This window comes from Streptomyces sp. NPDC001348 (assembly GCF_053597535.1).
In genome coordinates this window covers 1-26,316 of the sequence record NZ_JBSFIK010000008.1, presented here as the reverse complement: position 1 = coordinate 26,316, position 26,316 = coordinate 1, and the positions used below count along the sequence as shown (strand labels likewise).

Here is a 26,316-nt window from a genome sequence, read left to right as displayed (position 1 = left end):
CCCGAGCCTGAAAGCAACCTGAACGGCGCCGGTGTCCGGGAACTCCGTGCGCGCCCCGCGCATCGGCCGCGGGCTCGTCGACCGCTTCGCCCGGACGGCTCTCCGGCCCCCGAGCGCGGCTTCCGTCCGGTCGGGAGGCTTCTGACGCGCAAGGCGCGGCCGAGCCGGAGAGCGTCGCCCCCTCCAGTGGCCTGACCAGTGCCGCAGGCGTTCAGGATGTTTTCAGGATCTGACTGGCAGAGTCAGCTGGCCATGGCCGTCGCTCACGGCCGGCTCATGTCACAGGGCGCCCGTTTCCCTCCGGGGAACGGGCGCCCTGCCGTACCCCCCACGGAAACAGGAGTGCCCAGCCTTGGAGAATCCGGACATCCTCACCGATCTCGACGTCGCGAGTACGCACCGGTCGGCGGCGAGCGGAACGAAGTCGGTGATGAAGAAACTGCCCGAGGTCACCCTGGCGTTCTGGATCATGAAGATCGCCGCGACCACCCTGGGTGAGACCGCGGGTGACCTGTTCGCGCAGACCCTGAAGATCGGCTACTTCCTCACCACGATCGCCCTGTTCCTGATCTTCGTGGTGACCCTGGTCGTCCAGCTCCGCTCCTCGCACTACAACCCGTTCTTCTACTGGACCGTGATCCTGTCGACCAGCATGGCCGGCACCACGATGTCCGACTTCATGAACCGCGACGCGAGCGCCAAGTTCCTGTCGAACGGCGCCAAGTCACTCGGCTGGGGCCCGCAGGGCCTGGGCCTCGGCTACCCGACCGGCGCCGCCATCCTGATCTCGATCCTGCTGGTCATCTTCGCGGTGTGGAAGGTGTCCGGGATGACGTTCCAGATCCGGGACATCGTCAGCTTCCGCGGTGAGGCCCTGTTCTGGGCGGCGATCCTCGTCTCCAACACCCTCGGCACCTCCATGGGCGACTTCCTGTCCGACAGCTCCGGCCTCGGCTACCTGGGGGGCGCGGCCCTGGTGACCGGCGTGCTGCTGGTGCTCCTCGCCCTGATGAAGGTGCCCGCGGTCCCCAACGTGCTGCTGTTCTGGATCGCCTTCGTCCTCACCCGCCCGCTCGGTGCCACCGCCGGCGACTTCCTCACCAAGCCGGTCGCCAAGGGCGGCCTGAACCTCGGCACCGCGGGTTCGTCCGCCGTCCTGCTCGCCGTCCTGTTCGGCCTGATGGCCTACGCCCAGGTGCAGGAACGCCGGACCAACGCCCCGCGCGCCGGTGCGGAGGAGACGGTCACCCGGCAGGAAGGCTGACCGTGAACCGTGCTCCCGGCGTGTGCACGGGGTCGTAGGACACGTCACCGCCGGCGGCGCGGGCCAGGCGTCGCGCCAGCGGCAGCCCGAGGCCCGCGCCGTCGTGACCGTCACCGGGTTCCGCACGCCGGCCCGGCTGGAACAGCTCGCCGGTGAACGACTCCGGCACCCCGGGCCCGTCGTCGACGACATCGATCAGTACGGCGCCCGAACCGCGCCGCGCCGACACGGTCACGCTGGAGCGGGCGTAGCGGGCGGCGTTGGCGAGCAGAGGGCTGACGATCCGTTCGAGGAGGGCGGGGGCGACCCCCGCCTCCAGCACCGGCGCTCCGGTCTCCACGGCGGTCCGTACCCGGCCCGCCGCGTCCACGTGCTGGACCAGGCGGCTCAGCACGGGGACGATGTCCGTCGTTCCGGGGGCCGTGGACGCGTTCAGGGCGCTCTCGCGGGCGTCGTCCAGGAGCGTGTCGCATATCGTGCGCATGGACTGGGCGGCGTCGGCGATCGTCTCGTGGGTGGCGCGGGTCTCGGCCTCCGTGCGGGGGCGGGAGCGCCACCAGTCGAGTTCGATGATGATCCGGGTGAGCGGGGTGCGCAGTTCGTGGGACAGCTCACCGGTCAGTTGCTGTTCGTGGCGCAGCACGGTGCGGATGCGGTCCAGGAGCGCGTCCAGTGACGCGCCCAGACGGGCCAGTTCGACCGGGTGCTCGGCCGCGCCGAAGCGGTCGTCGGAGCCCACGGCGCTCCACTGGGTGGCCTGGTCGGTCATCGTCCGTACGGGGCGAAGGGCCCGGCCGACGGCCAGGCGGGTCAGTGCGTAGGTGCAGGCGAGCATGATCGCGTCCAGGATCAGCGACCCCAGCAGCAGGGTGTCGGCCGAACTGCGGTAGGGGCCGAGGTCCAGCGCGGTGACGACGGTGGCGGTGGCGCGAGGGCCGGGGACGGGCCGGGAACACAGCCGGACGGGCCGCAGACCGTGGGCGTGCACGGTTTCGCAGAGATGCCCGCGCTGTCCGGCCAGCCGGGCGACGGCGGGGGTCAGCGGGCTGTCCGCCATGGCCGAAGGAGGCTTCTCGAGCAGTCGCGTTCCGGCGTAGATCCACACGTTCGCGTCGAGGAGCCGGTCGTTGACGGTCTCCAGGACGCGCACCCGGGGACCGCTGGTGTCGACGGTCGTGGCCACGGCGGCGGCCCGGTTGCGCAGTTCGTCGTCCGCCTGGTGCTGCAGGTGACGGTCCATCACGGCGTTGAACACCACGGTCAGGACGGCCATCAGCAGCGCGGCGGTGGTCAGTGCCACGAGGGACAGCCGCCCGCGCAGTGTGCGGGGCGCCAGGCGGCGCAGTACATGGCCGGCGTTCATGACGGCTCGGGGTTCATGAGAGATGGTGTCCGACCCCGCGTGCGGTACGGATCGTCAGCGCGCTGCCGGCCTCGCGCAGCTTGCGGCGCAGCCGGGTCAGGTACTGGTCCAGAGTGTTGTCGCTCACCTGTGCGCCTTCGGGCCAGCCGGCCCTGACCAGCTCGCGACGGCGTACGGTGCTGCCGGCCGCGGCGACGAGTGTGGCGAGCAGCCGGAACTCCGTCGGGGTCAGCGCGAACCGCACACCGTGCACGGCGACGCTGTGCCCGACCGCGTCCAGGACCAGGTCCCCGGTCGTGGCCGCCGTGGCCGGTGCGGCCCGTCTCAGGGCCGCACGCAGCCGGGCGACGAGCTCGGCGAGGTGGAAGGGCTTGGGCAGGTAGTCGTCGCCGCCGGCGGAGAAGCCGGACAGCCGGTCGGTGAGCCGGTGCCGTGCGGTCAGGAAGAGCACGGGGGCGAGGAAGCCGTTGGCGCGCATCGCCTGGCACACGTCCCGCCCGTCGGCGTCGGGCAGCCCGACGTCCAGGACGGCCGCCGCGATGTCGGCCGTGGCCAGCCGCAGGGCGGTCGCGCCGTCGGAGGCGAGGACGGTGTCGTACCCTTCGTCGTCCAGACCACGGTGCAGCACGTCCCGCAGCGCGTGATCGTCCTCGACGACCAGGATCCTGTGGCGCACGGAGGACCCGTTCGGGGCCGTGGTCATCCGCGCTCCTCCCGCGTCCCGGCGGCCCGGCGGGAACGGACAACCTCGGCCGCCAGGGGCACCAGCGAAACCACGACGATCAAGGCGACCAGCGGCAGCAGGTAACGGTCGACGTTCGGGATCGAGGAACCCAGCGCGTACCCCGCCAGGGTGAGGCCGACGCTCCACACCAGGCCACCGGTCACCTGCCACACGGTGAAGGTCCGCACCGGCACACCCAGCGCGCCCGCCAGCGGATTGAGCACCGTCCGCACCACCGGCACGAAGCGCGCCAGCACCACCGCCTTGGCGTATCCGTACCGCTCCAGCAGCTCCTCCGCCCGCTGCGCTCCCTCGTGCAGCCGCTGCGAGCGGTTGCGGGCGAGCAGGGCTCCGCCCGCCTTCCGGCCGATCAGATACCCGCACTGCGCGCCGGCCAGCGCGCCGGCCGCCGCCGCGACCAGCAGGGGGGCCAGGGTGAACTGCACCGTCCGGTCGGCCGTACCCGTGCACAGCAGGCCCGCGGTGAACAGCAGCGAGTCCCCGGGGAGGAAGAAGCCGACCAGCAGCCCGGTCTCGGCGAACATCACGACGCCGACGCCCAGGACACCGAAGGCGGCCAGCAGCGACCGGGCGTCCAGCGGGTTGACGGCCGACTGCGACGCGAGGAGCAGCGGTGTGGTCATCGGCCTGGAGCCTCCTATGAGTGACTACAGTCATGTAGACGTTTCGTCCACTGTAGACGAGTGGCGGGCGAGGGGCGTTCCCATCGGTCTGGACGCATAAAAATGTGAACAGCCAAGGGCATTAGATTGCATTTTCCGACTCGACCGTCCGTCCGTGCTTCTGGATTGGTATTTTCCAGGCACGGAGGGCGGATGGGGGGAAGTGAAATGACTGCATCCTCGGAGGGGGAGGCCGGACCCGCGGGTATTTCCGAGGGGAGCGGGGGGCGTGTCTCGGTGTGGGTGCAGAATCACACCCCGCTGGCCATCGCGATCGCAGGACTGTTGTCCGCGGTCTTCACGCTGCTCGCCGCCGTCCTGACGATAAAGACGCACGACGATCCCGGGGGAGGCGCGAAAGAGGTGTCCTACCCGCAGAAGGTCACGGCAGAAGTGGTGACACCTGCCGGCAGCGAGATCTCGCAGGATCCGACGCTGGAGGTCTCGGGGAGGTTCGACGGCGCGCTGCAGGGCAGATCCCTCTGGGCTTTCGTGAGGAACGTCAAGAACGACACGCTGTGGCCGTCGCATGAGCCGTGTTCCGTCGCCGGCAAAACGGGACAGTGGAGCTGCAGGATCACCCCGCTGCCCGATGTCTCCGACCTCCAGGTGCGCTTGGTGGATTCTCGCGGCGTGAATGAAATCCTACAATGGGTCGTCGCGGAAAACGCCGGCAGTGCGCCGGCTCTGAACAAGGTAAACGGTTCTGAAATCCTGGTCCAGAAAACCCTGTCTCGACAAGGTACGCGAGACGGTGCTGCGGCAGCGACTGGTCAAGTCCGGCCGGACTGAGGGCACGTACATGCCTCCGGCCGAGGAGTCGGTGCCCGTTTCCTTCGCGGAACTGAACGAGCTCGTTCACGACCGGATGAAGCATCTGATCCTCACCTACGACAAGAGCAAGGCGGATGACCTCGACGACGACCTGAAGAGCTCCACCTGGGCGTCGAAAGCATGGGGCGCGCTGCTCGCCCTGGATTCCTACAGCGCGAGCAGCGCCGGCGACGAGGGCTTCGGCGGGACCTTCCGGGACTTCTGCGAGGCCGCTCCCCAGGGCATGCGCACCTATCCGGTGACACGGGTGGCCATGGTGGAGTCCGACTCCGTGCGCAACGACAGGAGGTTCCGGCAGCAGAGGATGCTCTTCGTGCCGCCGGAGGTCGACGCCTCCCGCAGGGTCTTCATGGAAGCCCACATAAAGATCGACAACAAGGGGAGGATCGCGCCGCGTATACACTTCTACGACGACACATCCGGTGCCACCGGTAAGGTGATCGTCGGCTACATCGGGCCGCACCTGCCCAACACCCGCACGAACTGAGCGTGTCCCGGCCGGCGCTCGCGGCGGGTCAGGCCGACGGTACGGTCCGAACCGATGGACGGCGGGGCACCGCAGACCGGCTCAGGCGGCGAACCAGGGAACACGGCACGTGTGGGGCGCCATGCCATCCGGACACAAGGTCCTGATCACTGTCCGGCGGACCGCTCGCCACGTCCGCAGGGAACACACCAAGCGGAAGCGCAGCTCGACCGGCTCCCGCGCACCACTGTTCCGACCAGGGCGCTCCAAGGCCCACTGTTCCGCCAGGAAGCCGTACACGTCAGCGGTCGACAGCCCGTTGCCGGGAAAGGTGCGCGCGACGGTCTCGCTGACGATCCGGGCGCTCCGGCCACCCACGGCATCCGCGACGAGTTCCCTGACCCATGCCAGTCCCTGCTCGTCCGCGTACAGGCCGAACCCAAGGGTTCGCGTCCTCATAGAGCCTCACCGGTCATGGGCGCAGCCTGTCAGCACCGCCGCCATCGCGGCACCTGCTTTTTCGCTGCTCGGGCGACCGGACATCCACACCGCCGAAGGGTTCCGGCGCATGCGGAGTCGGTGAGCGCGCTGGACAACCGGATGAGGAGCGAGGTTGGGTGATGGGCGCAGTCGGCGTCGCCGCCCCATCCGCCCAGGCCCAGACGGAGACACCCGCACCATGACGAGCACTGAGCCCGAGGGGCTGCTGGACGTGTTGATCATCTACGAGCGTCCTTCGGCGCACCGGGTGGTCTGCCACGCCCGCAGTGTCAGTCTGGAGCGGGGCGTCTTCCTCGGGGATTCGGTGCTCCCGGTCGACACCCCGCCGGGAGCCGTGGTCCGTGCGGCCCGGGTGGTCCGTATGCACCGCGAGCCGTTGATGGAGTTCACCGAGTTGCCCCCCGTCTGGAGTGCCGCCGTCGTGCTAGAGGGCCCGGACCTGTCCTGGGTGCGGCTCCACGCGAAGCTCCGGGCGATCCCGTCGGCAACCGGCGGGGAGCGAGGACAGGCGGCCTGAGTACCGCCTACGGCGCCAATGGAGCCCGTACGGAAAACGATTGGCGGACCACGGCGGCCGCTGCTACCTTCACGGAGGCCGTGCGAGAGAACGAGGAGGTGGTACCCGTGAACGTATCGACGTGGGTGCTCTCCTCCGGGGTCACGGTCGGGCGATAGGTCGCCCGGGAGCGCCGTTCGAGCGCACTCCCGAAAGGCACGACCATGGCCCTTCAGTTCACTTCCGCACAACACCTCGACGACGGCGTCCTCGAACGCGAATTCACCCTCGGCGAGATCCCCGGCATCCTCTGGACGCCCCCGTCCGCCTCCGCGCCGGCGCCGCTGATCCTGCTCGGCCACCCCCCGCTCGGACTGCACAAGATGTACCCCCGGCTGGTGGGGCGGGCCCGGCACGCCGCCGCGGACGGCTTCGCCGCGGCCACCATCGAGCTTCCCGGGAGCGGTGACCGGCCCCGCTGGGCCGCCGTCGACCAGGCCCGCGCCGACCTGCGCCGGGCCAGGGAAGCCGGCGAGCCGGTCGGTGACGAGATCATCGACGCCCTCGTCCTCCCGCTCGTCGACAAGGCGGTCCCCGAGTGGCAGGCCGCCCTTGACGCCCTGCTGTCGCTGCCCGAGATCGGCGGTCCGGTCGGGTACTCGGGAGGAGTGATCTCCATCGGCGTTCGCCTCGCGGTGGTCGAGCCGCGCATCGTGGCCGCCGGTCTCTTCGCCGGAAGCCTGGTGCCCCGCGCCGTGTTCGAGGAGGCCCGCCAGGTCACCATTCCCCTGCACGTCCTGCTGCAGTGGGACGACGAAGGAAACGACCGGCAGGCGGCCCTGGACCTGTTCGACGCCTTCGGCTCCCAGGAGAAGTCCCTGCACGCCCATATGGGCGGACACACCGGCGTCCCCCGGTTCGCGGGGGACGCCGCGGCCCGGTTCTTCACCCGTCACCTGAGGTGAGGCCGGGCGGCCGGGCCGACAGCAGACGGTAAGTCATGCCGGCCAGGACGCTGCTCCTCCAGGGCAGGTCCCGGCGCTCCTCCGCTGCTCAAGCCGCGGGCCTCCGCCGACTCGGCAGAGGCCCGCGCTGCCGGACACGACCTAGCAGCTGGCGACGGTCTTGGCGCTCTCCGCCTCGTCGTTGAAGACCCAGCCGTTCTTCAGGTTGTTGATGGAGGTATGCGCCTGGACGCAGATCGAGTAACCCGTGTAGTCGTCGTTGTCGTAGACGCGGATCTTGTAGTTGGTGTTGTTGATCAGCGACGAAATCTCGTTGTCACCGTCCCAACCGTCGATCTGGTACTTCTGGTTGGTGCCGGTGGGCTTCCAGTTGACGTACTTGCTGCCGGTGTAGTTGGCGTCCTCGTACATGCACATGCGGCCGGAGTCGCAGCTCCAGTCCTTCACCGTGACCGCGGTGCCCTCCTGCGCCTGAGCCGGAACGGCGCCGAGGGCGACGATCGCGGACGTCATGGCGAACCCGAGGGCCGCGCCGCGACCGAGGCGACCCACGAGGGTCTTCTTCTTCGTCTTCGTACCTGCCATGTCCTGCTCCCCCTTGTCACGAGGCACCGATGGTCCCGCTGGTGCCGCTGCGCCGCGTTGCCGGGCGGCTCCGGACGGAGCGCCGCCGGCCGATGGGCGACGGAACTCCTGCTCGGGCGCCTTCGGCTGTGACCCCGGTTGCGCATGGGGTGACCGAAGACGACCGGTCGGCAGCTTAAGGAGTTGGCCAGTTTCCGATCAAGTGATTTCCGAGTACTCGTCAAGGATTGTTCAAAACGGGGGAGTTGAGCGGCAGGTCCGACTCTGGAGCCCTCCGCTGGGGTGTCAGCCGCATTCTTCTCGCCGAACACGACGCCGTAACCGGTATCCGCTGATCCGCCGGCGGAGTTCGGTTGCCGCGCCGAGGACCAGCAGCAGCGCGAGAAGTGCGGCCAGGACCGCCTGGGACACGCAGGCCAGCGGCAGACCGGCCCGAGCGAAGCCGTAGCCGATCAGCGCCGAGGAAGCCGAGCCCGCGCTCAGTACCAGGAAGAGGCGACTCGTCGCACCGGGAACCGGCCCTCCCTGGGCAGCCCACTTCCTCACGCTTTCGACGAACCAGAAGGCGACCAGGGCCGCCACTTCAAGCCCTGCCGTCACAACCGTCAGGCCAAGGTCCAGAACCCACTCCACCATGGTCACCATGCTGAGGCGGACGGACGGCCGCAGGCCCGAGTACGGCTACTCAGAGCCACGGCCCCGGGACCTGAGTATCAGCATCGACGTCAGTGCTCGCGGCTGCCGCACCCAGCCGGGCAGAGGACGGAACCCGGAAGGGGCTCGTGCCTTCGAGAGGGGCGAGGCCGGCTGCCGCGTCCCCGGTCTCATTGGCGGTGGTGGACACCGTCAGCACCCGCTCAGTCCCGACGGCTACGGGGCCGCAGCTCCCTGGCCTCGTAGTCCTGCCGGGCCTGCTCACTGCCGGCCATCGACCCGGCCGACATCGCCTAGGTCGCCGCCGTGGCGTTGCGGGACGCCGGCCACGTCGGCAGGGTGTACGAGCTGACCGGGCCGGCGCCGATCTCACCTCGGCAGCAGGCCATGGCCATCGCGGACGCGTTGGGCGAGCCGGTGCGGTTCGTCGAGCAAAGCCGCGCGGAGGCTCGGGCGCGGATGCTGCGGTTCATGCCCGAGCCGATCGTGGAGACCACCCTTGACATCCTGGGCCAGCCGAAAGCCGCCGAGCAGCGGGTGAGCCCCGACGTCGAGCAGGTCCTCGGCCGCCCGCCCCGCACCTTCGCCGAGTGGGCCGCACGCAACGTAGCGGCCTTCACGTAGCTGCCGGCGACACCCTCTTCAGGAGTGGGCACGGAAGGACGTCCCGGCGGGCGGCTGCCGGTGTTCCTGCGGGTCGGGGTGGCCCACCAGCCAATCCTGCAGTTCACGGTGACGGAACTGATAAGCCGCGCCGGAGATCCGCAACAGCCCCGCTTCGGCCGCCCAGTGCAGGAAAGCACCCAGTCTCCACGGCACTCGCCCGCGCAGACAGAAAAGTGCCACCAGGTAGCGGCGGCCGGCGCCTGCCCACCAGTAGAGGCCGAACATCAGCCCCACCGCGAGCCCGAAGGTGCAGGCCACGGCGAGTCCCAGGGCCGGCCCGAGCCCCAGCCCTACCGCCGCTCCGAAGGACGCCGCGACCAGCAGACCGGTGACCAGGTCTTCCCTGACCAGCTGACGGGGATCGGTGGGCTGCACATAGCTTTTCGTGGGCGCCGCGTCGGCCACGGGAGCGGTGAGCGCCGCCGCCAGACCCAGCGCACATCCCACGACCGAGCCGCCCGCGAGACCGTAGGCGCCGGCCACCCCCCAGGGGCAGTCGAAGGCGTAGGAGATCTCGACTGCTCCGAGAAGACCGGCGAGCGATCCGCCGAGCAGTCCGATCACAAGGGGGAGACGCATGTGCCGACGCTGCATCCGGAAGCGCAGCCGGTGCAGTTGCAGGGTTCTCGGTGCCGGTACGGATGCCTTCCCAGCTCTCCACAGGGTCGGCAGCCAGAACAGTTCCACGGGGGGTGCGAGGACTCCAGGCCGTGGGAAAAGACTGAGCATGCCCTGGACCGACGCGAGAGCGGTCAAGCACAGCAGGCTGGTCAGGAGCGCGTCGACGAGGCGGACGCGATGGACTCCCGCAAGGGGCCACAACTCGTGCAGGGCGATGTCCGTTCCGCCCCTGCCCGCGGACTCCGCCGCGGCGAGCCCGGTGGCGAGCTCGGCGAGCCAGCGGTGTGTCCGCTGCGGGCTGTACCGGTCCCCGTCCGGGTGCCGCCCAAGGGTCGCGGACATGTAGTGGGACAGCAGGTGGTCCCGGATGTCGGCCGCCGAGGCGAAGGTGAGCAGTTCAGCCGGATCGGCAAGGTGGTGAGACTCTGAGACGAGACGGTTTCGTTCGTAGACAGCGGTCACCAGATTGAGCCGCCAAGGGCTGTTGAGCGCCTTCGTCAGTACGCGGTCCCGGTCGGCGATGGCTTCCAGCACCGGTCGCCAGCGGGTCGGGTTGGCGATGCGGTCGGTCAAGTACGCGATGATCTGCTCGTGCCTGAGCGGGCGGATCTCCACACGCGCCGCGTCACGCATCCCCGCTTCGGAATCCGCCAGTTCCTTGTACTGGTCAGTACGGCAGGTGAGGATCACCGGAGCGCTTCCCTCGGCATCCTGATAGAAGTCCAGGTGATCCAGGGCGCGAGCGGCACGACGGTTCTCGACGGGGGTGCCAGGAGCATCCATCTCGTCCAGGCCGTCCAGGACCGGCAGTACCCGGCGCTGTCCCACGAGCGCCTTCGCATGCCGTGCCGCGATACCGAAACGGACGCTGATCTGCTCGGCGAGCCAGTCCTCCAGGGGGAGGACGGTGTCCCAGCCCGTCAGGGAGAACCGCACCGGAACCCGTAGCGCGTCGCGGGAGTCCAGATTGTCCAGCATGAGTTGCAGAGCGAGGACCGTTTTTCCGGCACCTGGCGCACCGGTGATCACCAGCCGGCGCGGACACAGCTTTCTGTAGTAGCCCAGGATGTCGGTGAGCTGGCCTTGGGCGTCCGCTCCGGCGGCCGTGTTCCCGGGCTCCGGCACGTACTGGTACACCAGGTCGATGCGTTTCCCGCGTTCACCGAGCAGCTTGCTCACCTGTTGGGTCTCCATGGCCAGCACCGCGCCCGCGAGCTCAGCCGCTGTCGCGTCGATCCTCGACGGATTCCCGGCGAGGATGCGGTTGTTGTCGCCGGTCACCGCGATGTTGATGCTCTGCCCGGCGATCGAACGCTCCCCGGAGGCGGTCACCGAGCCCGGTCCTCCTGGTGGGGGTGCGGCGGTCACCTGTTGACCTCGTTGTGGTCGCCCGTCACCGCGATGCCGATGTGCTGCGCGGCGATCGCCCCCTTCCCGGCCGTGATCGTCACCGGCCCGGCGGCGGGCAGCAGAGCGGCGACCTCCCGCAGCAGCCGGGCATCCTCCCGCAGCGTGCGCTTGATCTCCTGGCGCAGCGCCGCGGCGGCGTCCTCGTCCTCGAGATCGGTGGCCGCCTCCCGCACCGCCTCCTCCAGCGCTGTACGCCCCGGCTCGTCCCGGCGGCGCCAGACCAGGCCCAGGATCCGGCGCCCCACATCGGCCGTCGCGTCCACCGCCGCACTCTCCGCCCGCACCAGCACCGCGTCCCCATACGCCGCCAGCGCCGCCGACAGATACGGACCCGCCTGCTGCACCATCTGCACGATCTCGGTACTCATCCCCGCCCCAACCCGCATCTTTCGCACACGTTGCCGGAACTCAGTGTAGGGAAGCCACTACGCCTCGTGGTCGATATGCCGGAAGTCCAGCCACCCGTTCCCGCCGGGGGTGCGTATCGAGTCGTGAGCAAACTGCCTGCCGCGCAAGCCGGTTGGGGCCATCCGCGTCGACGCGCGTGGGATCATCCGTCCATGAGCGGTGATCTGGAAGTAAGTGCTCTGGCGATCAATGTCGTGATCCCGCAGGAACTCCGCTGGACGGACACCCGGCGCGGTGAAGCGTTCACGCTGACCACGCTCAACGTCAGGCTTCTCCCGGACGGTCACCTCGCCGTGAAGGCGTATGGCAGACCGGTCGGTGGTGGCCGGGGCGCATACGTCTCGTTCCCCGTTCCCGACAAACCCGAACTGGCGGCTCTGGTCTCCGACGCCGCCGGCCGTGCCGGGGAGTTGTGGGCCGCCCATCGTGGTCTCGGCTGATCAAAAGGCGCAAGTCGGGCAGTGGTCAATCCAGGGGAACCGCTCTCCGGTCGCCCCGCCCCGGCCGGTGAACCTACGTACTCGATTACGTAGTTCTACTGGCCCCTCCGGAAGACAGCGTTGGGAGACTTGGCCCCACGAGCTTCCTGCCGGAGCCGTGGTGCCGCCCCGGGAGCTTGCTGCCTCCCCGCCGGGCAACCGCCGCCGGCGGTCCAACGGGGAGCGAACGCCGTCCGGTCCGTAGAGCCCAGCCGAACATGGGGGAGTCCTCCGTTGGTTTCCAAGATTCGTGTCCTCGTGGGCATGCTCCTGCTCCTGGCACTGGCCATCGGCGCCATCGCCCTGCTCGCGGCCATGAAAGCCGCTGCCATCTGGTTCACCATCGTTCCTCTCGGCATCCTCTTCATCGGCTCGTCCGTCGTCCGGTCGCTCGGCTGGTTCGACAAGAAGACCGGCAACTGACCTGACGGCTCGCAGCGCACACGGCTCTGCTGCAGCGCCCTGCTCGCGGCCCGTCGAGCAGTCGGTCCGCGCGCTTCCCGTCCTGCTCAATTGATCGCGACAACGGCTGACCGCCGCCCCGTCCGCGATCACCGTGGTCCGGCCCACCGGCTCGGCCCAGAACGCGGCCCATGGCCGATGAAGAGCGCCACGAGGCACAGGCACCCACGTTCCCGTCATCCGTGGCCGAAGCGGCTCGACTGCTGGACGTCGGCGACGCGTCCGGCGTGCCGGAAGACCGACGCGCGCGACACCTGGCGCATGCGGCGCGCAAACCACTACTCGAACGCGCCGGCCTGCCCGAGGAGTTCTTCGCTCCGTTGCCGGCCGCAGCCGTCCACGGCCCTGACCCGAACTCTTGCCGTTGGTTCGTCGAACCGGCCCTCTACACATTCGGTTGCGGGCCTCGCGGCCTGAGCGGTGCGCGGCTGAGCGGCTGCCATGTCCACCGAGTCCTCGCACAGGTCACCGCCCCGGTGACCTGTGCGACGGCTGTGACGTGTCTCACCGGAACTCGCCCGCACCGACCGTCAGTTCAAGACGTGACCACAGATATGCGAACCCGGGTGCGAAACGGAGATCCGGACGCCTTCGCGGAACTCTTCGACGAGTGCGCCCGCGCGGTGTACAACCACGCCTTCCGGCTGACCGCCGACTGGTCGCTGGCCGAGGACGTGATGTCGACGACCTTCATGGAGGCGTGGCGGCGCCGGGCCTCGGTCGAGGCGGAAGGTGGCTCGCTGCGGCCGTGGCTGCTGGGCATCGCCACCAACGTCGCCCGCTCCCACCACCGCAGCAACCGCCGCTACCGCAACGCGGCGAGCGCCGCGGCCGCAGCGCACGCCGCCGAGGAACGGGTCGAGGACCACGCCGAGGAGACCGCCGGACGCCTGGACGACCGGCGCCGTATCAACGCCACGCTCGCCGCCCTCAGCCTGCTCAAGCGCCCCGAGCGTGAGGTCCTGACGCTGTGCCTGTGGGAGGGGATGGAGTACGCCGAGGCGGCCCGCGCCCTCGGTGTCCCGGTCGGCACCGTCCGCTCCCGCCTCTCCCGTGCCCGCGCCAAGCTGCGCAAGCTCGCCGACGCACAACTGCTCGGAGAAAAACGGGAACTCACCCGCACGAACCGGCAGATAACAGGTGATCGCGGATACGCGGTCCGGTCCGCACAGGAAGGAAACCGATGAACGCCAGCCCCTCCCACCGGCCCCACCCGGCCGAGTGGACGGAGACGCAGAGTCTGCTGCCCTCCGCCGAGCGGGATCTGCCGGCGGGCCGCCACCAGTTCCACAAGGAGCAGATGATGGCCCGGATCCACGAAGACCTCCGCACCTCCTCCCGTACGTCCGGTACCTCTCCGGTCGCGCCCGTGAAGCGCTCCAACCCGTTCCTGCGCCGTACGATCCTCCTGCCCGCCGCGGCCTTCGCCCTGGCCGGCGCGGTCGCGGGCGGCCTCGCCCTCACCGGCGGCGGCGCGGACGACGGCGGGACCGCCCTGGCCACCGGCCCCGCACTGACCACCAGGATCGGCGCCGCCGATGCCAAGGGCGCCCCCCAGCTCCTGGAGCGCATCTCCCTGGCCGCCGCCGACACCTCCGCGCCCGCCCCGCGCAAGGGCCAGTACATCTACATCGCCTCGAAGGTGGCCGACAGCTACATCAAGACCGTCGGCGACAAGAGCGAGGCGGTCAGCGACGAGCTGCACTCCCGCCAGGTCTGGAACTCCCTCGACGGCAGGGACGGTTGGCTGATCGAGGCCGGCAAGACGAGCGACAAGGGCATCACCCTGAAGGGCGACACCCCGTTCAGCGGCGCCTACAACGCCCTGGCCGGGCTGCCGACCGACCCCGACGCGCTGCTCCAGCGGATCTACCGCGAGTCGGACGCCGTCCGGGACCCCGAAGTCCCGCGCGACCAGGCCGCCTTCGTCGCGATCGGCGATCTGCTGTTCGAGAGCTACCCGCCCGCCGAGGTCGGCGCCGCCCTCTACAAGGCCGCGGCCAAGATCCCCGGCGTCGTCGCGGTGAACGACGCGGTCGACGCCACGGGCCGGCACGGGGTCGCGATCGCGCGGGAGGACTCCGGCAACGGCGAGCGCACCGAGTGGATCTTCGACAAGAAGACGCTGCGGTTCCTCGGCGAGCGCATCGTGGTGGTCAAGGCCACGGCGGACAATCCCCTCAAGGTCGGTACCGTCACGCACACCAGCGCGATCACCGAGCGCGCGGTCGTCGACGCCAACAAGCAGCTCCCCGGGCAGGCGAGCTGAATGCGCGACAGAACCACAAGCGCCTCGCTGGCCGCCCTGCTGGTGGCGGGGCTGATGACGGGCGTCTCGGTGGCGGCCACGGGCTCCGGCCTCGGCGTACGGACGCAGGACACCGCCACCGTCGCGGCGCCCGGCGGCTCCGCCCTCGGCGCGCGGACCGCGGGCTCCGTCTCCGCGGCCGGCCGGTACGTCACCCTCCTCACCGGCGACCGGGTCCGGCTGGACGCCCGGGGCCGGGTGACGGGCGTACGGCGGGCACCGGGCCGCGAGCACGTCCCGGTGTCCGTGCGCGGCGTCGGGGGCGATCAGTACGTCGTTCCCGCCGACGCCGCAGCCCTGATCGGCCAAGGCCTCCTGGACAAACGGCTGTTCGACGTCAGCGGCCTGATACGCGCCGGCTACGACGACACCCGGCGCGGCACGCTCCCGCTGATCGTGTCGTACGAGGGCAAGTCCGCCCAGCGCAGGAGCACCCAGAAGTCACTGCTCGCGGACGCGGACGCCACCGTGCGCCGGGAGCTGCCCAGCGTGGCGGGCGCCGCGATCACCGTGCCCAAGGCCGGGGCCGACGACATGTGGCAGGCCCTCACCGAGGGGAAGGGAGTCGCGCGGGTCTGGCTGGACGGCCGGTTCAAGGCGTCGGCGGACGAAGACGGCGCGAAGGCCGGGGAGGCGGGCGGCGGCGTCGCGCAGATCGGCGCCCCGGCCGCCTGGGCGGCCGGATACGACGGCAAGGGCGTCAAGGTCGCCGTCCTGGACACCGGCGTCGACACCACACACCCGGACCTCGCCTCGGCGGTGAAGGCGTCGAAGGACTTCACCGGCACCGGCAGCACCGACGACATGGCCGGCCACGGCACCCATGTGGCCGCGACGCTGGCGGGCTCGGGCGCACGGTCCGGCGGCCGGTACAAGGGCGTCGCGCCCGGTGCCGGGATCCTCAACGCCAAGGTGCTGGACGACAGCGGCGAGGGCAGCGACTCCAGCGTGATCGCCGGCCTGGAGTGGGCCGCCGGGCAGGGCGCCAAGGTGGCCAACCTCAGCCTGGGCCAGGAGGACACCCCGGGGGAGGACCCGGTCGAGGCGGCGGTGAACGCCCTCTCGAAGAGCACCGGCATGCTCACCGTCGCCGCGGCCGGCAACGAGGGCCCCGACGCGGGAACCGTCGACTCCCCGGGGGCCGCGGAGTCGGCGCTCACCGTGGGCGCCGTCGACGGCGAGGACCGGCTCGCCGACTTCTCCAGCATCGGCCCGACCGCCGACAGCGCGCTGAAACCGGACCTCACGGCGCCGGGCGTGGACATCGTCTCGGCGAGGGCGGCGCACGGCCACATGGGCGACCCGGCCGCCGACGGCTACGTCTCCATGTCCGGTACGTCGATGGCGACGCCGCATGTCGCGGGGGCGGCCGCGATCCTCGCCCAGCGGCACCCCGACTGGACCGGCGCACGGATCAAGCAGGCGCTCACCGCGTCCACCACCCCGACCACCGGCGCGACCGGCTACCAGCAGGGGACGGGACGGGTCGACGTGTCCAGGGCACTGGAGGGGGCGGTGGCGAGCGAACAGACCTCCGTGTCCTTCGGCAAGCAGCTGTGGCCCCACACCGACGACCGGCCGGTCACCCAGCACATCACCTACCGCAACGACGGCGACCACCCCGTCACCCTGGACCTGACGGCCACCGCGACCGGCCCCGGCGGCAGCACGTCCCCCGAAGGCATGTTCACGCTGAGCACCACTCGGCTCACCGTCCCGGCGGGCGGCACCGCCGGAGTCGACCTCACCGCGGACACCCGCGTCGAGGCGGCGGACGGCGCCTACTCGGGCACGCTGGTCGCCACCGCGCGGAACGGCGCCGACCCCGCGGCCGTACGGACCGCCTTCGGCGTCGTACGCGAGGCCGAGGCACACGACCTCACCCTGAAGTTCCTCGACCGCGGCGGCAAGCCCGTGAGCGCGCCGCTGACCGAGATCCTCGGGTACTCGGGCAAGTACTGGACCACGAACCTCGAGGACTCCGAGCAGATCTCCAAGGGCGTGTACCGGGTGCGGGTCCCGCGGGGCGACTACGTCGTGGACACCCTGATGGAAGACGCCAGGGGCACCTCCGCGCTGGTCCGGCCGCGGCTCTCGCTGACCGGGGACACCACGGTCGTCTTCGACGCGCGCAAGGCGAAGCCGGTCGGGATCACCGCGCCGCAGGGCGCGAAGATGTCCGACGGCCAGCTCAACCTCGCCGTGGGCACCGGGGACACCGGGAGCGAGCCGCACAACACCACCCTGTTCCTGGGGGCGTTCAAGAACCTGCGCACCGCGACCCTGGGCCCCGCCTCCCCGGCCGGGAGGCTCAGTACGCAGCTCGGCGGCCTGTGGCAGAAGGGAAGCACCACCTACCACCTGCTCTACAACCTGCCCGACCGCTTCCCCACCGGCTATCGGCACACCACGCGCATGAACGAACTGGCCCTGCTGAAGCGGAACTTCGGCTCCTCCGTCGCACACCGCAAGGGCATCGTCAACGTCCTGTGGAGCGGCCCCACCCTGTCGCTGGGCACGGTGAGCGACCCCTTCCCGCTGCCGGCGACCGCGAAGATCTACGTCACCACGCCCAAGGGCTTCAAGTGGACGGCCAACCTGGGCCAGCGAAACGCCTCCGGAGACGACGATGACGTCTTCTACGGCACGGAGAGCGCGAAGTCGTACCAGGCGGGCCGGACCTACGCGGCCACGTACAACGTCGGTGTCTTCAGCCCGATCACCGGCGGCCCGTACGGCGCACGGCGCGACGGCGACACCCTCGACCTGTGCGTCCCCGACCTCGCCGACGGGACCGGACACCCCGCCTTCTCCACAGCGAAACGCCACACCACGGTCACCGCGGACGGCAGCACCCTGCTCGACAACGACGGCGACCTCTGCCAGACCGTGGAGAAGCTCCCGTCCGTCCCGGCCCGCTACACGATCCGAACGGACCTGACGCGCCCGCCAGGCGTGGCCACGACCACGAGCCGCCTGACAGCGGCCTGGACCTTCACGTCCAGCCCGTCCGACTCCGGCTCCCTGCCCCTCTCCACGGTCCGCTTCCACCCGAAGCTGACCCCGACCGGCACGGCCCCCGCAGGGCGCCGCGCCACGATCCCCCTCTCCCTCCAGGGTCCGGCGGCCACCGACCTGAAGTCCCTGACGGTGAAGGTCTCCTACGACGCCGGCAAGACCTGGTCCCCCGCCCCGGTGACCACCACCCACGGCAAAAGGACCCTCACCCTGACCCACCCGGCAAACGCCCGCTCGGTCTCCCTCGAATCCACCCTGACCGACACCACCGGCAACACCTACGCGGTGACGATCCTGAAGGCATACCTCCTGACCTGACGTGGTCACGCACCATCTGGAGCACTTCGCCGCTGCCGACAGCGACACCCGTCTTCGTCGGTCGGCAGAGGCGGGCAACCGCGGCGGAGGGACGACCGGGCGAGGACACGGAAGGCTGCGGGCGTCTCAGCCGAGCCGCACCTCCACGACCTTCGGCACACGGGCAAGACGCTCGCCTCCACGGCCGGAGCCGGCACCCGGGAACTGATGACCCGCATGGGCCGCAGCAGCTCCCGAGCCGCCCTGATCCGCCAGCACATGACCAGCGACCGGGACCGGGCCATCGCCGAGCGGCTCGGGGCCATGCTCCGGGGTGGTGGGGGAGTGGCTTCCGAGCCCTCCGAGAAGGACCCGGCGGGCCCGTAGCGGCACGCGTGGGGCACGGGGCCTGAAGCGGCCAAGGGCCGGCCTGGGAGGGAAACCCTCCTGAGCCGGCCCTTCTGTCTGTGCCCCCGGCAGGATTCGAACCTGCGACACCCGCTTCAGGAGAGACCCCATTGATCACCCTGTTTGGCCTGGCCTTTCCCTGGCTTCGCTCTTCCTGCTGGTCAGCGAGATGCGGTCTTCCGTCCTTGTCTGATCGTTCCCCGGGCCTCGAACCACTCGGCCGCCTCCAGCCGCACCCGCTCCCGCCTCTCCGAGCCCGGCGGGCGTCAGCCCGCCCCCTTGCACGTACCGCGCACAGTCGTACCCTGAAAAAACACCGTGGTTTTCTGTTCTGGCGGCCACTGTTCGGGTTGCCGCTGCGGTCCGGGGAAGTGTTGCGCGCGAGCAATATTGTCGATCTAGTCGGCCGGATCAGACCGTTGGATAAGGCCAGCCAAAACCGCCACGGTCCAGGTGGGTCGCTCTGTTCCGGACCCAGCTTCCATAGCAGTCCATGCACGCGCGTTGACCTTGTTCACGTATTTCAGCGCGCCTGCATCGATTGCTCACATTGTGCAAGGGACCCAGCTGATGGGAAATTCTCACGAAGTCCTTACCGCTGATTCGGCTGGCGATCTGATCACTCTGGCCAAATGCGAGCAACGTTTCGCGGAGGTGCTGGCCGATATCGTGGGCACCGGGCATGTGTCGGTTGACAGTCACTTCTTCGATGATCTCGGTGCCGACTCGATGCTGATGGCCCGTTTCTGCGCGCGGGTGCGGAAGCAGGCGGATCTGCCGTCGGTGTCGATGCCGGATGTGTACAAGCATCCGACGGTTCGAAGCCTTGCAGCCGCCCTCGCCAACGATGTCTTGGCCGCTGATCCGGCTGGCAATCGGAGCGCCGAGGCCAAATGCGAGCAACGTTTCGCGGAGGTGCTGGCCGATATCGTGGGCACCGGGCATGTGTCGGTTGACAGTCACTTCTTCGATGATCTCGGTGCCGACTCGATGCTGATGGCCCGTTTCTGCGCGCGGGTGCGGAAGCAGGCGGATCTGCCGTCGGTGTCGATGCCGGATGTGTACAAGCACCCGACGGTTCGAAGGCTTGCAGCCGCCCTCGTCAACGATGTCTTGGCCGCTGATCCGGCTGGCAATCGGAGCGCCGAGGCCAAATGCGAGCAACGTTTCGCTGAGGTGCTGGCCGATATCGTGGGTAGCGGGCATGTGTCGGTTGACAGTCACTTCTTCGATGATCTCGGTGCCGACTCGATGCTGATGGCCCGTTTCTGCGCGCGGGTGCGCAAGCAGGCGGATCTGCCGTCGGTGTCGATGCCGGATGTGTACAAGCACCCGACGGTTCGAAGGCTCGCAGCCGCCCTCACGGACACCAACACCAAAACCGACACCGAAACCAGGCCCGCCGCGCAGTCGGCAACTACGCCGGCTCTCAGTGAGCCGCCGCGGCGGGCGCGGAACGGTGAGTACGTCCTCTGCGGGGCGTTGCAGCTCCTGTTCCTCCTCGGCTACCCCGGTCTTACCGCGGTCGTCGCGGTGAAGGGCTATGAATGGGTCTCGGCCGGCCCGAATCCGGTCGACATCTACCTGCGGGCGGTGGCGTACGGCGCCGCGATGTTCCTCGGCCTCTGCGCCCTTCCGATCCTGCTCAAGTGGCTGCTCATCGGCCGGTGGAAGCGGCAGCAGCTCCGTGTCTGGAACATGGCGTACTTCCGCTTCTGGCTCGTCAAGACCCTGGTCCAGCGGAACCCGATGGCGCTGTTCGTCGGTTCACCGCTCTACGTGCTCTACCTGAGGGCACTGGGCGCGAAGGTCGGGCGCGGCGCCGTCGTCCTCTCCAGGAACGTGCCCGTGTGCACCGACCTGCTCAGCATCGGCGACGGCGCGGTGATCCGGAAGGATTCGTTCTTCAACGGCTACCGGGCCTACGACGGCGTCATCCAGACGGGCCCGGTCAGCCTCGGCAAGGACGCGCTCGTCGGCGAGATGACGGTGCTCGACATCTGTACCTCGCTGGGTGACGGGGCCCAACTGGGGCACTCCTCCTCGCTGCACTCCGGACAGACCGTGCCCGACGGGGAGTACTGGCGCGGCTCCCCCGCACAGCCGACCGACGTCGACCGCCAGCGGATCCCCACGATGGACGTCAGCACCCGGCGACGGGTGGTCTTCGCGACCGTGCAGCTGCTGAACCTGCTTCTGGTGGGTACGCCGCTGGCGTTCGTCATCGCCGTCCTCGCGCTCAGGAACATCCCGCAGCTCGTCAAGCTGTCGGCCGCGGGACCGGTCTCCTTCACGAGCTGGGCGTTCTACCGCGACGACGCGCTGGTCATATCCGCCGTGACCTTCTTCGGCGCCGCGCTCGTCGGCCTCGTGTTCCTGGGAACCGTTCCACGCTTGCTGAACCTCTTCATCAAGCCGGACAAGGTCTACCCGCTGTACGGATTCCACTACTGGATCCACCGCGCGATCGCCCGCACGAGCAACAGCAAGTTCCACCTCAATCTCTTCGGTGGCACCTCCTACGTCATCCCCTACCTGCGGTGGCTGGGCTACGACCTTCGCGGGGTGCGGCAGACCGGTTCGAACTTCGGTGAAATGGTCAAGCACGACACCCCGTTCCTCAGCGCGGTCGGCAGCGGAACGATGGTCGCGGACGGCCTGTCCATCATCAACGCCGATTTCTCGAACACGTCGTTCCGGCTGTCCCGCGTGTCGATCGGGGCGGAGAACTTCCTTGGGAACCAGATCGCCTATCCCGCGCAGGGCAAGACGGGCGACAACTGCCTCCTCGCGACGAAGGTCATGGCTCCCGTCGACGGACAGGTGCGGGAAGGTGTGGGTCTGCTGGGCGCGCCCAGCTTCGAGATCCCGCGGTCGGTCAGGCGTGACAGGCAGCTCGACGTGGCGAACGAGGACGAGGTGCGCCGCCGCCTCCGGGCCAAGAACGTCTACAACACCATCAGCATGGCGCTGTTCCTGCTGGCGCGCTGGCTCCTCGTCTTCCTCGTCGCCGTGTTCTACCTGGCGGCCGTCGACCTCTGGGCCTCCCTGGGTGCGTTCGCGTTCGCACTGGCCACTGCCGCGGTCTTCGTCTTCACCGTCGTCTACAACGTCCTGGTCGACCGGATGATCATTCCGCTGCAGGCCTTGCGGCCGCAGGGCTGCTCGATCTACGACCGCGCCTTCTGGCGGCACGAACGCTTCTGGAAAGTGACCAGCCTCGGCTATGTCCTCCTCTTCAACGGCACCCCGCTCAAGAACGTGATCTGGCGGCTGCTGGGTCTGCGGATCGGCCGCCGGGTCTTCGACGACGGCCTCCGCGTGCCCGAGCGGACGTTCACCACGATCGGGGACGACTGCACCTTCAATGTGGACACCGTCCTTCAGTGCCACTCGCAGGAGGACGGAGGATTCAAGTCGGACCACATCGTGATCGGTGCCGGCTGCACGCTCGGTGTCGGCACACTCGTCCACTACGGCGTGACGATGGGCGACGGTGCGGTGCTCGCCACCGGATCCTTCCTCATGAAGGGCGAGGAAATGCCACCGCACGCACTGTGGGGCGGGAACCCGGCCAAGAGGATGCGCGAGAAGCCGGCTGAACTCCAGGCGCGCGGGATCAGCCTCGACGACCGCGCCGCCGTGCTCGTCCGCGACGACTGACACCCGGCAAACGTGGAACGTAGGGACGACTCCATGGGCAATCGGATTGCAACCGGCCGGGAGTTCCGGCGGGCTGTCCCGCGCGCGGGCGGCGCGACCGCGATCCGCGGAGGACGCTCGCCCCGGCACCGGGCGCCGCCGGGCACATCGCGCCCCTTGATGACGACCTCGCGGCAGGCGTGCGCCGGCTGGTCCATGAGCTGGAGCTGCCGCTGTACTCGGTGGCGCCGGCCACGCACACGAAGGTGCCGACGGCGCTGTTCGGCGGTGCGGCCGGCGATCGCCCCGGACCGCGCAGTCTCCCTCGAGGACCTCACCCGGGCCTCGCCGATCCGGCCGTGCCGGCCGACGACAGGCTCGAGACGGCACCGGGCGTGCGTGCCGTGTGTCACCGAATCGGTGGCTCCTTACTGAGTGGACATCGAGGAATCAAGGAGAAACGAGATGTCGGCCTCTTCCCACGCGGCGCTGCTCGAGGTGGACCTGCAACCTGGCAAACCGCCGATCCTGCACACCAGGCCTGCCGGCGACGCGGTGCGCTGGGCAGCCGAGCACCGCGTGGCGTTGCGCGCGGTGGTCGCCGAGCACGGATCGGTACTGGTCCGCGGCCTCGGGCTGCACGACGCGGCCGAGACCGTCGCCGTCTTCCACCCACTGGCCCGCACCGGTCCGATGACCGAGAGAGAGGCCTTCGCCTCCCGGCGGACCTACGCGGAGGGGGTGTACTCCTCCTCGAAGTGGCCGCCGAACCAGCCGATGTGCATGCACCACGAACTGAGCTACCGGCTCGAGTTTCCCGGCCTGATGGTCTTCGCGTGCCTGTCCGCGCCCACCACGGGCGGGGCGACCGGTGTGGCGGACTCGACGGCCGTGCTCGACGCGCTGCCCGGTGACCTTGTCGAACGGTTCGAGCGGGAGGGCTGGATTCTCGTCCGCAACTACAACGAGGAGATCGGCACGTCGGTCGCCGAGGCGTTCGGTACCGAGGACCGTGACGCGGTCGAGAGATACTGCCGCGCCAATGCCATCGAGTTCGAGTGGCGACCCGATGGAGGGCTGTGCACCTGGCAGCGCCGCAGCGCGGTGGTGCGGCACCCGGTCACCGGGCGGCGCTGCTGGTTCAACCAGATCGCCTTCCTCAACGAGTGGACGCTCGACCCCGAGGTGCACGAGTTCCTGGTCGACACCTACGGCGCCGAGGGGCTGCCGTTCACCACCCGCTTCGGGGGCGGCGAACCGATAGGCGAGGACGTCGTGCAGCTGCTCAACGAGGTGTACAAGGCCAAGACCCTGCGGGAGCCCTGGCAGGCGGGCGATCTGATGCTCGTCGACAACATCCGCAGCGCACACAGCAGGGAGCCCTTCACCGGACCGCGTGAAGTCCTGGTCGGGATGGCCGACCCGGTGCGCCTGGCCGACTGCTCGCCGACCGTCGAGGTGAACGCCTGGTGATCACGTCCGTCGGGCGACCGCTCGCGGTCATCTCCGGTGCCCGGGTCCCCCGCGCGAGTCGTCGAACCCCGCGTCCAGTGCCCGGGCGATCCCGGCCCCGCGCTCGGAGACGAGCCGGCGCAGGGCAGAGCGCTGGGATTCGCCGGCTGCCGGGCGAAGGGGCAGAAAGGAATCCGCCGAAATGATCATCCGATTGCCGGACCTCGTTGCGAGGTCCGCCCAACGCAACCCCGGCGCGCCCGCTGTGACCGCACGCACGACCACGATCTCCTACTCCGATCTGCACGAGCGGACGGAGCGCGCGGCCGCCGGCCTGCGCGACCTCGGCCTCGATGGTGGCGAGCGCGTCGCGGTCTACCTCGACAAGAGGATCGAGACCGTCGTGGCGCTGTTCGCCTGCTCGCGGGCCGGTGGCGTGTTCGTCCCGGTGAATCCCGTGCTGCGGGCCCGGCAAGTGAGGCACATCCTCGACGACTGCGCCGTGCGGGTACTGGTGACCTCCCCGGACCGGCTGCGGACCCTGCGCGCCGAGCTCGCCGCCTGCAAGTCACTCTTTTACGTCCTCGTGCTGGGCGACTCGCCTGTTCCGGACGAGGAAGCCCCTTACCGCGTGCTCCCCTGGTCGAAGGTCGCCGAGCCCGCGAGCCAGGCCGTGTGTCCTCCGACGGGCGGCGTCGACACGGATGTGGCCGCGATCCTCTACACGTCGGGGAGCACCGGGACCCCGAAGGGCGTCGTGCTGTCGCACCGCAATCTCGTCGTCGGCGCGGAGAGCGTCAGCACTTACCTGAACAACACGGCAGAGGACCGAATCCTGGCCGTTCTCCCGCTGAGCTTCGACGCCGGGCTGAGCCAACTGACGACCGGCTTCTGCGTCGGCGCCCATGTGGTGCTCGCCGACTACCTGCTGCCGGGAGATGTCGTCCGGCTGTGCGCGAAGCACCGCATCACCGGGATGGTGGGCGTACCCCCGCTGTGGATCCAGCTCGCAGCCCAGACGTGGCCGTCCGAGGCCGTGGCCGGGGTGCGCTACTTCGCGAACACCGGGGGGCGACTCCCGCGCGTCACCCTGCAACAACTGCGAGCGATCTTCCCGACCGCAACGCCATACCTGATGTACGGCCTCACAGAGGCGTTCCGCTCCACCTACCTCGATCCCAGCGAGGTCGACCGGCGGCCCGATTCGATCGGCAAGGCCATCCCGAACGCCGAGATCCTCGTCGTCCGGGAGGACGGCGGCCTGTGTGGTCCGGGAGAGCCGGGTGAGCTGGTGCACCGAGGTCCGCTTGTCGCGTTGGGTTACTGGAACGACGCGGAGCGCACGGCCGAGCGGTTCCGGCCGCCGCCGAACCGTCCGGTCGAGCTGTGTATGCCCGAGCCGGCGGTCTGGTCCGGCGATGTCGTCGTCAGCGACGAGGAGGGCTTCCTGTACTTCGTCGGACGGCGTGACGACATGATCAAGACATCGGGATACCGGGTCAGCCCGCAAGAGATCGAGGAAGTGGCGTACGAGACCGGTCTGGTCCACGACGCCGTCGCGCTCGGCCTCGAGGACGAGGCACTCGGCCACCGGATCGTCCTCGTCGTGACACCCTGCGATCCCGCCGGCTTCGACCCGGCCGCGGTGACCGCACGCCTGCGGCAGGAACTACCCGGTTACATGGTGCCCGCCGAGGTGGTGGTCCTCGGTGTCCTGCCTCGATCGCCGAACGGCAAGTTCGACCGGGCATTCCTTCGCCACGAGCTCACCGCCTCCCGCCCTCAGGAGCCCGCATGACCGCAGGCGCCTACGAGCACCCCAACGATCAGCCGGTCCGCGATCGCCGGCGAAACGTTCCGCTCGGCGGCCTCCCGGTCGGGTTGCCCGCTGAGCGCGCCGGTGCCACCCCGTTCCGCACCTACCGATGAGGAGAAGCCGTTGACTCGCTCGCCAGAGATCTCGCAGGCGATCTTCGAGGAGGTCAAAGCCGTCGTGGTGGTCACGCTGGACATCGAGGACCGGGCCGATGACCTCGGGCCGGAGACGGGCCTGTACGGCAATCTTCCCGAGCTCGACTCGCTCACCGTCGTCAAGCTCATCGTCGCATTGCAGAAACGGTTCGGGATCGAGATCGGGATGGAGGTCGTCGGTGACACTTTCGACACCCTCGGGCGGCTCGCGGCCTTCGTGCAGTCCAAGGTGCGCTGAGATCCGCTCCGCGGAGTCGAGTACCGAAACCGGGCGCAATGTGACCCGCGTGGAAAACGCCCCTCCTTGGTTCTCAGCTGTTCACGGGGTTTCCCGTCCTCGTGTGCGCCGAACGTGTTCCGCAGGGATGCCTTCCTGGCGAGGCGTCATCATGCGTCGGGCTGGAGGCGGTGCCCTGGCTGGACCGGGCGGTTCGGTCTCGTAGGAGGCCGAGCCCGTACCCTTCGTGGTGTCTACAGCGTCACATAGCGGGCGCCAAACACTGGAGGCAATACCTCGTGCTGATCGCTCAGCGTCCGTCCCTGGCCGAAGAGGTCGTCGACGAGTTCCGCTCCCGGTTCGTGATCGAGCCGCTGGAGCCGGGCTTCGGCTACACCCTCGGCAACTCGCTCCGCCGCACC

22 protein-coding genes and 2 pseudogenes are annotated in these 26,316 nt (G+C 69.5%); 17 read left to right on the top strand and 7 right to left on the bottom strand.

Annotated features, from left to right (window positions below; all coding sequences use genetic code 11):
- Positions 1-352: 352 nt before the first annotated feature.
- Positions 353-1,264, top strand: a complete 912-nt coding sequence (locus tag ACWC21_RS10750) for a COG4705 family protein (RefSeq protein ID WP_450880271.1) — start codon at positions 353-355, stop codon at positions 1,262-1,264.
- Here ACWC21_RS10750 and ACWC21_RS10745 read toward each other — a convergent pair.
- Genes ACWC21_RS10745 through ACWC21_RS10735 form a run of 3 tightly spaced genes read right to left on the bottom strand, consistent with a single transcriptional unit; the run spans position 1,245 to position 3,995 of the window.
- Entirely contained in the window at positions 1,245-2,627 is a 1,383-nt protein-coding gene (locus ACWC21_RS10745; protein WP_450880269.1) for a sensor histidine kinase, read from the bottom strand. The genes ACWC21_RS10750 and ACWC21_RS10745 overlap by 20 nt on opposite strands.
- A 13-nt stretch (positions 2,628-2,640) precedes the next feature.
- Positions 2,641-3,303 (bottom strand): response regulator transcription factor, encoded by a 663-nt coding sequence (locus ACWC21_RS10740; RefSeq protein ID WP_450880678.1) that lies wholly within the window; start codon positions 3,301-3,303, stop codon positions 2,641-2,643.
- 23 nt (positions 3,304-3,326) lie between these two features.
- Positions 3,327-3,995 carry a DedA family protein gene (locus ACWC21_RS10735; RefSeq protein ID WP_450880267.1) on the bottom strand — a complete coding sequence of 223 codons (669 nt, stop codon included), beginning with the start codon at positions 3,993-3,995 and terminating at the stop codon, positions 3,327-3,329.
- A gap of 282 nt (positions 3,996-4,277) precedes the next feature.
- Here ACWC21_RS10735 and ACWC21_RS10730 point away from each other — a divergent pair, with 282 nt between their 5' ends.
- The 4 genes from ACWC21_RS10730 (at position 4,278) to ACWC21_RS10715 (ending at position 7,296) form a co-directional block, all read left to right on the top strand.
- Positions 4,278-4,826 (top strand): hypothetical protein, encoded by a 549-nt coding sequence (locus ACWC21_RS10730; RefSeq protein ID WP_450880265.1) that lies wholly within the window; start codon positions 4,278-4,280, stop codon positions 4,824-4,826.
- Positions 4,789-5,355 carry a hypothetical protein gene (locus ACWC21_RS10725; protein ID WP_450880263.1) on the top strand — a complete coding sequence of 189 codons (567 nt, stop codon included), beginning with the start codon at positions 4,789-4,791 and terminating at the stop codon, positions 5,353-5,355. The genes ACWC21_RS10730 and ACWC21_RS10725 overlap by 38 nt, the downstream gene beginning before the upstream one ends.
- A gap of 658 nt (positions 5,356-6,013) precedes the next feature.
- Positions 6,014-6,352, top strand: coding sequence for a hypothetical protein (locus ACWC21_RS10720; RefSeq protein WP_450880261.1), 339 nt, complete (start codon positions 6,014-6,016; stop codon positions 6,350-6,352).
- 203 nt (positions 6,353-6,555) lie between these two features.
- Positions 6,556-7,296 (top strand): alpha/beta hydrolase, encoded by a 741-nt coding sequence (locus ACWC21_RS10715; RefSeq protein ID WP_450880259.1) that lies wholly within the window; start codon positions 6,556-6,558, stop codon positions 7,294-7,296.
- Between the two features lie 141 nt (positions 7,297-7,437).
- Here the strand turns inward: ACWC21_RS10715 and ACWC21_RS10710 are convergent, their stop codons facing one another.
- A complete protein-coding gene (locus ACWC21_RS10710) occupies positions 7,438-7,881 on the bottom strand; it encodes a peptidase inhibitor family I36 protein (protein WP_450880257.1) in 444 nt (147 codons plus the stop codon).
- A 285-nt stretch (positions 7,882-8,166) separates the two neighbouring features.
- Positions 8,167-8,517 (bottom strand): hypothetical protein, encoded by a 351-nt coding sequence (locus ACWC21_RS10705; protein ID WP_450880255.1) that lies wholly within the window; start codon positions 8,515-8,517, stop codon positions 8,167-8,169.
- Between the two features lie 282 nt (positions 8,518-8,799).
- Here ACWC21_RS10705 and ACWC21_RS10700 point away from each other — a divergent pair.
- Positions 8,800-9,159, top strand: a pseudogene (locus tag ACWC21_RS10700) (NmrA family transcriptional regulator); the annotation flags it as partial.
- Between the two features lie 18 nt (positions 9,160-9,177).
- On the opposite strand, the gene ACWC21_RS10695 reads toward ACWC21_RS10700, so the two are convergent.
- Together ACWC21_RS10695 and ACWC21_RS10690 are read right to left on the bottom strand one after the other, a co-directional pair.
- Positions 9,178-11,154: an NACHT domain-containing protein gene (locus tag ACWC21_RS10695; RefSeq protein WP_450880253.1), complete on the bottom strand. Its 1,977-nt coding sequence runs from the start codon at positions 11,152-11,154 to the stop codon at positions 9,178-9,180.
- A 32-nt stretch (positions 11,155-11,186) separates the two neighbouring features.
- Complete coding sequence (locus ACWC21_RS10690; protein WP_450880251.1) at positions 11,187-11,600, bottom strand: hypothetical protein; 414 nt, start codon at positions 11,598-11,600, stop codon at positions 11,187-11,189.
- Positions 11,601-11,792: 192 nt separating this feature from the next.
- Here ACWC21_RS10690 and ACWC21_RS10685 point away from each other — a divergent pair, with 192 nt between their 5' ends.
- The 11 genes and pseudogenes from ACWC21_RS10685 to ACWC21_RS10635 form a co-directional block, all read left to right on the top strand.
- The gene (locus ACWC21_RS10685; RefSeq protein ID WP_450880249.1) at positions 11,793-12,080 is read left to right on the top strand and encodes a hypothetical protein; all 288 of its coding nucleotides are present in this window, start codon (positions 11,793-11,795) and stop codon (positions 12,078-12,080) included.
- Between the two features lie 273 nt (positions 12,081-12,353).
- The gene (locus ACWC21_RS10680; RefSeq protein ID WP_450880247.1) at positions 12,354-12,542 is read left to right on the top strand and encodes a hypothetical protein; all 189 of its coding nucleotides are present in this window, start codon (positions 12,354-12,356) and stop codon (positions 12,540-12,542) included.
- Between the two features lie 581 nt (positions 12,543-13,123).
- Positions 13,124-13,768, top strand: a complete 645-nt coding sequence (locus ACWC21_RS10675; RefSeq protein WP_450880245.1) for an RNA polymerase sigma factor — start codon at positions 13,124-13,126, stop codon at positions 13,766-13,768.
- Positions 13,765-14,850 carry a CU044_5270 family protein gene (locus tag ACWC21_RS10670; RefSeq protein ID WP_450880243.1) on the top strand — a complete coding sequence of 362 codons (1,086 nt, stop codon included), beginning with the start codon at positions 13,765-13,767 and terminating at the stop codon, positions 14,848-14,850. Before ACWC21_RS10675 ends, ACWC21_RS10670 begins: the two co-directional genes overlap by 4 nt.
- The gene (locus ACWC21_RS10665; protein WP_450880241.1) at positions 14,851-18,225 is read left to right on the top strand and encodes a S8 family peptidase; all 3,375 of its coding nucleotides are present in this window, start codon (positions 14,851-14,853) and stop codon (positions 18,223-18,225) included.
- 207 nt (positions 18,226-18,432) lie between these two features.
- Positions 18,433-18,591, top strand: a complete 159-nt coding sequence (locus ACWC21_RS10660; protein WP_450880239.1) for an integrase — start codon at positions 18,433-18,435, stop codon at positions 18,589-18,591.
- Positions 18,592-19,182: 591 nt separating this feature from the next.
- The gene (locus ACWC21_RS10655; RefSeq protein ID WP_450880676.1) at positions 19,183-22,275 is read left to right on the top strand and encodes a Pls/PosA family non-ribosomal peptide synthetase; all 3,093 of its coding nucleotides are present in this window, start codon (positions 19,183-19,185) and stop codon (positions 22,273-22,275) included.
- Between the two features lie 444 nt (positions 22,276-22,719).
- Positions 22,720-23,727, top strand: a complete 1,008-nt coding sequence (locus ACWC21_RS10650; protein ID WP_450880237.1) for a TauD/TfdA family dioxygenase — start codon at positions 22,720-22,722, stop codon at positions 23,725-23,727.
- Positions 23,728-23,908: 181 nt separating this feature from the next.
- Complete coding sequence (locus ACWC21_RS10645; protein WP_450880235.1) at positions 23,909-25,504, top strand: acyl-CoA ligase (AMP-forming), exosortase A system-associated; 1,596 nt, start codon at positions 23,909-23,911, stop codon at positions 25,502-25,504.
- Positions 25,505-25,645: 141 nt separating this feature from the next.
- A complete protein-coding gene (locus ACWC21_RS10640) occupies positions 25,646-25,915 on the top strand; it encodes an acyl carrier protein (protein ID WP_450880233.1) in 270 nt (89 codons plus the stop codon).
- Between the two features lie 278 nt (positions 25,916-26,193).
- Positions 26,194-26,316, top strand: a pseudogene (locus ACWC21_RS10635) (DNA-directed RNA polymerase subunit alpha); the annotation flags it as partial.